At 53.7% G+C, this 9,078-nt stretch carries 8 protein-coding genes; 1 reads left to right on the plus strand and 7 read right to left on the minus strand.

Annotated elements, in window-relative coordinates; genetic code table 11:
• The coding region (locus QZ554_RS07305) for a hypothetical protein (RefSeq protein ID WP_297195458.1) at positions 1–494 on the plus strand (494 nt) is incomplete at its 5' end.
• A gap of 85 nt (positions 495–579) precedes the next feature.
• Here the strand turns inward: QZ554_RS07305 and QZ554_RS07310 are convergent.
• The 7 genes from QZ554_RS07310 to sppA all read right to left on the minus strand — a co-directional run bounded on the left by QZ554_RS07310 (position 580) and on the right by sppA (position 8,790).
• Positions 580–1,281, minus strand: coding sequence for an RluA family pseudouridine synthase (locus QZ554_RS07310; RefSeq protein WP_297195460.1), 702 nt, complete (start codon positions 1,279–1,281; stop codon positions 580–582).
• 9 nt (positions 1,282–1,290) lie between these two features.
• Entirely contained in the window at positions 1,291–2,085 is a 795-nt protein-coding gene (locus QZ554_RS07315) for a DNA alkylation repair protein (protein WP_297195462.1), read from the minus strand.
• Positions 2,086–2,109: 24 nt separating this feature from the next.
• Entirely contained in the window at positions 2,110–3,909 is a 1,800-nt protein-coding gene (locus QZ554_RS07320) for a chloride channel protein (protein ID WP_297195464.1), read from the minus strand.
• A 25-nt stretch (positions 3,910–3,934) separates the two neighbouring features.
• Positions 3,935–4,534, minus strand: coding sequence for an L-threonylcarbamoyladenylate synthase (locus QZ554_RS07325; protein ID WP_297195465.1), 600 nt, complete (start codon positions 4,532–4,534; stop codon positions 3,935–3,937).
• A gap of 215 nt (positions 4,535–4,749) precedes the next feature.
• Positions 4,750–5,787: a thiamine-phosphate kinase gene (gene thiL / locus QZ554_RS07330; RefSeq protein ID WP_297195467.1), complete on the minus strand. Its 1,038-nt coding sequence runs from the start codon at positions 5,785–5,787 to the stop codon at positions 4,750–4,752.
• Between the two features lie 28 nt (positions 5,788–5,815).
• Positions 5,816–6,925, minus strand: coding sequence for a tetraacyldisaccharide 4'-kinase (gene lpxK, locus QZ554_RS07335; protein ID WP_297195469.1), 1,110 nt, complete (start codon positions 6,923–6,925; stop codon positions 5,816–5,818).
• 35 nt (positions 6,926–6,960) lie between these two features.
• Positions 6,961–8,790 (minus strand): signal peptide peptidase SppA, encoded by a 1,830-nt coding sequence (sppA, locus tag QZ554_RS07340; protein WP_297195470.1) that lies wholly within the window; start codon positions 8,788–8,790, stop codon positions 6,961–6,963.
• Positions 8,791–9,078: the final 288 nt, after the last annotated feature.

The following is a 9,078-nucleotide window of genomic DNA, read 5'->3' on the forward strand; positions in this document are numbered from 1 at the left end:
AAATCCAATTCAGTATGAAGAAATTCATTCCTATGCTACTCCTAGCAGTCTTTGCCTTAGGGGTAGCCTCGTGTAAGAAGAAAAACGAAATACCAACTCCCCCTACTCCCCAGCCTATGGCTCTCGAGGGAACCACTTGGGAAGCTAAGGGTGTAATCGGTATCGAGAACGATGCCAACATCCAGATGAAAGCCGAGTTCGTCAAGGGTGGGGTAATGAAGCTCACCGTAGTACGTCAGCCCAACGGAGCTGCTGCAGCTCTGAACACTACCGTCTTCGAGGCTAAATATGTCTTCGCCAAGCCAGTTCTGACGCTAACTGGTATGAAGATGACCTCACAAGCTGGAGATCCCCTCCTCAGCGATGCTGCCAAGAAGAACGTAATCGAGATCTTCAGTAAGGGAGGAAAACTCATCGAACAGAGACCGATCTCCCTCGTCTTCAATGAGAAGGCAAACAACCCGATTACCCTCGTAAAGGTAGAGAAGAAATAACCCTCATCCGCCAAAAGATAAGCGAGGGAGCATTGGGTCGAGTCCGCCCGATGCTCCCTCGCTATTTATCCGCTAGGGGTGTTCGTTATTCCTTTACTAGCCGAGCCAGCTCTTGCCAGAGACGATCGGTGGGTAGTGGGGCAATGAGTGATATAGGTAGCTTGCTCACCGGATGAGTGAAGGCGATGCTTCGTGAGAGCAGGCTGATACTGCCATCGGGATTACTTCTCGGTGCTCCGTACTTCAGATCACCACGGATAGGGCAGCCGAGGTGAGCTAGCTGACAGCGTATCTGGTGATGGCGTCCCGTATGGAGCTCTACCTCCACTAGGTGGTAACGCTCTCCCGAGGCAAGTAGCCGATAGGAGAGGCGTGCGAGCTTGGCACCCTCCCTCATCGGGTCACGGGTGACATAGCTTTTATTTTGCTGCTCGTTGCGGATGAGGTAGTTCTCTAGTGTCCCTGCAGGTTGGGGTGGGGTAGCAGTGACGATCGCCCAATACTTCTTCTGTACCTCTCCGTGACGAAAGAGGTCATTCATTCTCGTCAGTGCCTTGCTGGTCTTGGCGAAGACCACTAGCCCCCCGACAGGACGATCCAGGCGATGGATCACACCGAGGAAGACGTTGCCTGGCTTCTGGTACTTCTCCTTCAGCCATAGCTTTAGCGTCTCACTCATAGGTGCGTCTCCCGTCTTATCGCCTTGGACGATCTCCCCAGGACGCTTAGCGACACAGAGTAGATGGTTGTCCTCATAGATGATGGTAGGTGTGTATGGATGAGCCATAGGAGTGAGTTATTTATTTAGGCTACGTAGGGCACGCTTCGTGATGTATCTTGTCTCAGGACAGTCATGCTCCCTAAGCCAAGTCTCGCATAGCGTCTCGACGAACTTAGGCTGGGTCTTGGAGGCATCGTTGAGCCAGTTCCCGACACTATTCTGTACGTATCGTGAGGTGTCTCTACTGAGGGGAGTCAGGATAGGTAGCCCCAGCTCTGGGGTATCCTTAAGCCGAGTGATATGCTCGCACCATACCCCACACGGGCGAGTAGCTTCGCAGGCAAAGCGACGAATATATTCGTTCTGATCCATAGCCCAATGTGCTAGAGACTGCAGCGCCTCATCTAGCTCATCTATGATATGCTGACGGAGGGAAAACCAAGCAACCTCCCGTACACCGAAGTGTGAGTCTTGAGCGAATGGGTATATGTACCTCAGTTCATCCTCTAGGGTAGTATAGGGATGAGCATAGGCAGCCCAGCACCGAAGCATATCAGAGCGATGTGAGCCCAACTGCTGGAGCAGAGCTTCGTCAGCATGCTGGAGGATGAGTTGTCCTAGGGTACGACCTATCACTCTACACGTACTACTGGTAGAGGGCTTCTTTTGGTCATGTATCTGAGCTAAGAGATGGGGAAGATACTCGTCATGTCCTAGGAGGTGGAACTGATGCTGTAGTAGTGCTACTTGGTCTACTGCTAGCCACTCTGTGAGGTTTGCTGTTTCGAGCTCTCCTCGGTTGATTTGCTGGAGAATCTCGGGAGAGATCTGAGCGATAGAACGTGCGCCTACACGCTTTTCCTGGGTCATGTATCTTGCTTGAATACTTGGATCTTAGTCCCCGATGAAGGTAGCATTGAGTACCTCTCGGTAGTTATTGAAGATGGTACTCTTGCTGATAAACCCGAGGTAACGTCCTTCGTCATCTACGACGGGCATCTTCCACTCCTTTGTCTCATCAAACAGGCGCATTACCTCCGTCATGGGCATTGAAGACTGGATCTTCACTTCGGGGGCAACCATGATACGGCGCACCTGATAACGCTCATAGAGCTCTGGGCGGAACATGATGTTGCGTACGTTGTCAAGCTCTACGATGCCTACGAGGATCCCCGAGGCATTGACTACGGGGAAGGAGTTGCGGTGACTGACAGAGATTACCTTGACCATCTCCCCAAGAGTCATTTCAGGATGAACTACTTCGAAGTCATGTTCTAGGACATTCTCTAGATTCATTAGCGTCAGTACGGCAGTATCCTTTTGGTGGGTCAGTAGCTTGCCCTGCTCCGCTAGACGTAGCGAGTATATGCTGTGAGGCATGAAGATACGTATGGTAGCAAAGGAGGTAAGGGATACCAGCATTAGCGGTAGGAAGAGATTGTATCCTCCGGAGAGCTCTGCTATGAGGAATACACCTGTTAGCGGGGCATGCATCACACCGGCCATGAGGCCAGCCATCCCGAGGAGGATATAGTTCTTCGGTGAGATGAAGACGCGCATCGAGGAGAAGTAATTGACGAGATAGGAGAAGAGGAAGCCCGTTAGCCCCCCGACAAAGAGCGTAGGAGCGAAGAGGCCACCACACCCACCACCTGAGTTGGTGGCTACGGAGGCAAAGACCTTAAATAGTACCGTTAATAGGAAGAAGGCAAAGACGACCCAATAAGAGGAGGAGAAAGCCTCAAAGATACTACCCTCCAGTAGCTGCGTGTACTGACCATCGAGGAGGATATTGACCGAGTCGTACCCTTCCCCATAGAGTGGTGGGAAGAGGAAGATCAGTAGGGAGAGGATAGCAGCTGAGATGAGGTAGCGGGTACGCTGGCTCTTGAGCTTCCTAAATTCCCCCTCGATACCAAACATAGTCTTAGAGAAATAGAGCGAGATAAGCCCACACACGATCCCAAGTAGGATCATCAGTGGGATACGCTCGATATAGTAGGGATCTGTCTGTATGAAGAGGAAGAGGTTTTCCCTGCCTGAGAGCACATAGGCTACGGCGGCAGCCGAGACGGAGCTCACCAGCAGGGGCAGGACAGATGCCATCGTAAGGTCCAGCAGGAGTACCTCGATAACGAAGACTAGACCTGTGATAGGAGCCTTGAAGATTCCCCCTAGAGCCCCCGCCACACCACAACCGATGAGGAGCATTAGGTTGCGCTGCTCTAGGCGGAAGAGACGCCCAAAGTTCGACCCGATGGCTGCCCCAGTAAGTACAATAGGTGACTCTGCTCCCACCGATCCACCAAAGCTAATAGTCAGGGCGCTGGCAAGCAGGGAAGACCAAGTATTGTGGGGCTTGATCCTACTCTTACGTTGCGAGATCGAGCTCAAGACCTTAGTGACACCATGGCTGATATCGTCACGGACGATGTAGCGCACGAAGAGCAGGGAAAGCAAGATCCCCAGTGCTGGGAAGACTAGGTAGAGGTAGCTTCGCTGCTCAATATGCATGAGCACGAAGCTCTCTATGTGGTGTATGATGAACTTTAGCAGAGCTGCCAAGAGAGCCATCGTCACCCCTATAGAGAGACTGAGCAGGAGGATAAAGTAACGCTCGCTGATATGTTTCTCTCGCCAGAGGATCACCTGATCCTGTAGCTTCCGCCTATCGAAGAGCCGTGCATTCATCATCTATATGTTGTAGCGGTGTCGATGACTAAGGACGTAAAACCTTCACTTCGCCCCCCGTACCCAGCTGGATAATCTGCGAAGGCTCCCTCGGGGTGTTATCCTCCTGACGATAGCGGACGATATAGTCTACCCCCGAGCGAATCTCCTCGCTAATGCCGGAGAAGAAGAGCGGGGTAGGCTCGCCACTGATGTTGGCAGAGGTGGAGACGATCGGACGGCGAAGCTGTCGGCACAGAGCGGAGGAGAAGGCCTCCTGTGTCTGACGTATCCCTAGGCTACCTCCTTCGCCTATTAGGCTAGGGGCAACCCCCGAAGCTCCCGAGGTGTAGACGATGGTGATCGGTCGCACTGCTAGCTCCATCAGGTCATAGGCTATCTCGGGGACGTCACTGATGAGGCGTTCTACCTCGTGGGTCTCTGCGACGAGTACGAGCATGCTCTTGCTGTCCTGCCTGCGCTTGAGTGCATAGATACGTTGTACGGCCTCTTCGTTGGTAGCGTCACAGCCTATCCCCCAGACCGTGTCTGTGGGATAGAGGATGATCCCTCCTTGGCGTAGCGTAGCGACGGCCTCATCGAGGTCGGCCTTGTCGTAGGAGGGCTGTATGGTCTCTTTTATCTTCATTCTTTCGTTCCTTAGGTGGAGGTCTCTTTATACCCTCCATAGCAGTATGCTTGTGACCCCTCGTGAGGTAGCCTCGTAACCTATCTGGAGGTATGCCCATAACCTCTCGTGAGGTTCCCTCGTAACCTCCGAAGGGGTTGTGGGGATACCTTTTTTGAGGATGTCGGGGGAGAGGGAATAGCTCTTTGGGGAAGGGGGCTCTTAGGGTGCTAGGCTTACTCTGCCTGCTCCTGAGGCCAACCCTGAGCGATGAGCCTTAGCTCAGTGCCGTCAGGTGCGACTAGGAAGCAGCCCGCACTAGCCTCGGTGATATGTCCGATGATGCGAATGCCCTCCAGCGTACGTAGCTCGTCTAGCTGTGCTAGGGGGACGGTGAAGATGAGTTCGAAGTCCTCCCCGCCACTCAGTGCCACTGTCGTCGTAGACATGTGAAGCTCTTCGGCCATACGTGCCGTCTCGTGGTCTATGGGAAGGCGATCCTCATATATGCGTACCCCTACACCACTCTCCGTAGCTATGTGTAGGAGCTCTGAGGCAAGCCCGTCCGAAGTATCTATCATGGAGGTCGGGCGGATGCCGGCGCTGCGTAGTGCGAGGAGGATGTCCTGCCTAGCCTCGGGCTTGAGTTGTCGCTCTAGGATGTATTCACGCTCGGAGAAGTCGGGGTTGAACCCTTCCTTCTCCCCAGCGAACACGCGCTTCTCCCTCTCGAGTAGCTGTAGACCCATATAGGCTGCCCCTAGGCTCCCACTGACACAAATCAGGTCTGTCGGCTTAGCACCACTGCGTAGGATGGCTTGACCCTTCTCCACCATCCCTAGGCAGGTGATGCTGATGCACAGCCCCGTTAGGCTCGCAGAGGTGTCGCCACCTACGAGGTCTACTCCGTAGCGGTCGCAGGCCAGCCGTAGGCCAGCATACAGCTCCTCCAGATCCTCGAGAGCGAAGCGAGCAGAGACACCGATAGAGGCGGTCAGCTGCTGAGGATGCCCGCCCATAGCATAGATGTCTGAGAAGCTCCCTATAGCGGCCTTGTAGCCCAAGTGCTTGAGGGGAGTATAGGTTAGGTCAAAGTGGATGCCCTCGAGAAGCAAGTCCGTGGTTAGGAGGGTCTGCATCTCGGGTGGATAGGCTACCACGGCGGCGTCATCACCGACGCCGAGGATAGTCGTCTCGTTGTGCTTGGGCAGCGCCTGCGTAAGATGCTTGATCAGGGCAAACTCGCCAAGCTTTGACAATTCTGTTCGTTGCATAGAATAAATAAAAGCTCCATCCCCTCCTCTAGCTCATGCGCTGAAGTGAGGGAGGTAGAGCCTTAGCTGCTTGGAGGATCATCTTGCGAAAGTCTTCGGGCTTGAAGAGGATCTCCGTGGTGATAGGTAGGTAAAATATCCTTTCGGCTAGCTCATCATCGAGCTTGGGTTCTAGGTCCATCAGTCGCACAGCATCCTTCTCTGTGCAGACGATGGATACGGACTGAGCGATACCAGCGAATGCTTGCTCCCGCTCCCAGACATCCCGTATATGCTTGAGGTCACTAGAACGGAAGTTGTGGTGGTCGTGGAAGGCCACCGTCGCCATGACCTTATAGTATCGCTTCAGATCTTCGAAGAAGAGCCCCGTAGAGGCTATCCCCGCTACTGCGATAACGGGAGCACCAAAGGGCAAGATCTCGTCCACGGGCTGCTTTAGGTTGCGCAGCGGGCGAGCCTCCTGATAAGCTATCCTAGAGAAGAAGATGTCTTGATGCGTATACAGAGCGAGGTTCCTACGCATAATGCGGAGGTCTATCGGCTGTAGGTCTACGGGACATTTAGTTAGGATGATGCAGTCGGCACGGTAGCGAGCCGAGGCAGGTTCTCTCAGTGAGCCGACAGGCAGGAGAGCGTCTTCGTGTAGCTCCCTTGAGGCATCCACCAGTAGGATAGAGAAGGAAGGCTGCACATAGCGGTGCTGGAAGCCATCATCCAGCAGTACCACCTCGGGACGACGCTCTGCGGGCTGAGCAAGGAGGAACTTCATCGCACGTCGCCGGTTACCATCGACGATAACCTGAACGTGGGGATACTTCAATGCAATCTGCCTTGGCTCGTCTCCCACCTGCTGGACAGTGGAGGAGGCGGTGGCTATCTGCAACCCATGACTCTGTCGCTTATAGCCTCGAGAGATGACGGCGACACGATGCTCAGGGGTTAGGAGGTTCAGCAGGAGCTCGATGTGAGGAGTCTTGCCCGTCCCCCCTACGGTGATATTACCGACACAGATCAGGGGGATGGGATACTTCTTTTGCTTGAGTATGCCTTGGTCAAAGAGGGTATTGCGTATATCTACCCCGACGCCATACAGCCAAGAGAGGAGGTGAAGTAGGGGATTGGATCTTCGCTTTGTCATAGCTCTGTACTTCTGTTACCAGCGAGTGTGAGAGGCTAGAAGGAGGGATAGCCGTAGGGAAGGCGTGCTTGTATGCCTGTGTAGGTGAAGCTCTGACGAAGGAACTGCTGCAGACGGCGCTCCTGCTCCGTCATCAGCTTCTCCCTTACTCGGGCAACGAAGCCATCGGAGGTGGAGTTGCTCATCAGCTGATCCCAGAAGCTATAGCTCGTGGTGCCATAGTGGATATAGTAGTCGTCCGAGATATTCGCTAGCTTGGCGGCGAGCTTGATAGCGGTCTCCAGTCCACCTAGTTCGTCTACGAGACCGAGGGCTTTAGCCTTTTCGCCGAGCCAGACACGACCCTGCCCGACATGGTCTACTGAGTCTACGCTCATCCCTCTACCCTCGGCGACACGAGAGAGGAAGGTGCGGTAGCCGCGCTCTACCATACCTTGGATGACAGCCTTCTGTTCGGGGCTAAGTCCGTTGATGCCTATCCCGAAGATCCCCCCGACCTCTAGGTCAGCGTAGGGAGAGGTCTTGACGACATCCATGCTTAGGCCTAGTCGCTTAGCAAGGGTGGAGGCTTCGGGAACGATCCCAAAGATACCTATGGAGCCCGTCAAGGTCATTGGGCTAGCTACGACTGCATCTGCGGCGGAGGCTATGTAGTAGCCCCCCGAGGCAGCGACATCACCCATTGATACGACGACGGGGAACTTCTTCTTGAGTTCTCGGATCTGGTGCCAGATCTGTTCTGAGAGGAATGCGCTTCCTCCCGGAGAGTTGATGCGCAGGACAAGGGCCTTGGTGCTTGAGCCGTCATCTCCGAGACGCTTGAGCTGTGAAGCGAGATTACTCTGTATGCCCCCTTGGCTGTAGGGGCTATCCATGATTTCACCCTCGGCATAGAGGACAGTGATTTGCTTTGAGCCCTTGGGTTCATCTGTGGCATCGGGCACAAGGACGAGGTCGCTGAGGGTCACCTGACGTACCTTGCTGGGGGAGGATACTCCGAGCTTTCGGGCAATCACTTCCTCCATATCTAGGCGATAGGCAAGGGTGTCTACGAGTCCGCTCTTTACGTAAATCTGTGACTCTGCGAAGGCACGTCCCCCTTCAGCAAAGGCACGGACGCTGTCTATGGGGAGCTTACGTGCTGAGGCAATACCAGAGAGCATGTGCTCCCAAGCTCCATTGAGGTATGTCTGTATCTGCTCGCGGTTAGGCTCGCTTAGTTTGTCGAGGATGAACGGCTCTACGGCACCCTTGTAGGTACCCACCTTGAAGACCTCAGCCTTGATCCCGAGTTTCTCCAGAGCTTCGTGCATCATCAGGGTGCTACTGGCCATCCCGACTAGGGGGATCATCCCCTCGGGGTTGAGTACTATGCGGTCTGCTACGGAGGCTAGGTAGTAAGCCTTCTGTGAATAGCCGTCTGCGTAGGCGATGATGAACTTGCCACTCTTCTTGAAGTCTACTAGAGCCTCACGAAGGTCATCTGTGGAGGCTAGCCCAGCGGAGAGGTTCTCGACGTTGAGGTAGATCCCCTTGATGTTGGGGTTGTGTTTTGCCTTGCGTATGCCTTGAAGGGCTTGGGTTAGGGAAACCGGCTTTTCAGAGGAGCGTCCGAAGGGGATGATGCTACTTAGGTCATCCGTCACGACGATCTCCTGAAGTGAAGCGACATCGATACGTAGGACGGTATTGTCTCGTATCGTGACGCTACGATCACCAGATAGTACAGCTCCTATAATGAGGCTAATAGTGACAAAGAAGAAGATAAAGCAGAAGAGGAGGTGTGCTCCAAGGAACCCAAGGAATGAGGCTAGGACGGTCTTCCAGAAGCCTAGTGGTTGCTTGGGAGGTAGATTTGTATCCATGTGGTGAAGGTGGGGTATAGTGTTGATGTCAATGCTTCAATATCTAGTAGTAGCCTCCGAGGCCATAGTCTCTAAGGCTAAGTGCAAATATACTAAATACTTTACATTGACCTTCCCTCATAACCTAGGCTATCAGGGCTGATGCATGAAATCACCACAGTGTGACGACAAGGTCGTCAAGGAGCATACGCCGAAGATAGAAGTATCTATGTCCTAGTCTAGATATGCCCAGAGAATACCTCCTACCTAGGAGGGATGAGTATACACGTGTGTACACAACTGTATACC

The organism is uncultured Porphyromonas sp. (genome assembly GCF_915070105.1).
GTDB lineage: Bacteria > Bacteroidota > Bacteroidia > Bacteroidales > Porphyromonadaceae > Porphyromonas.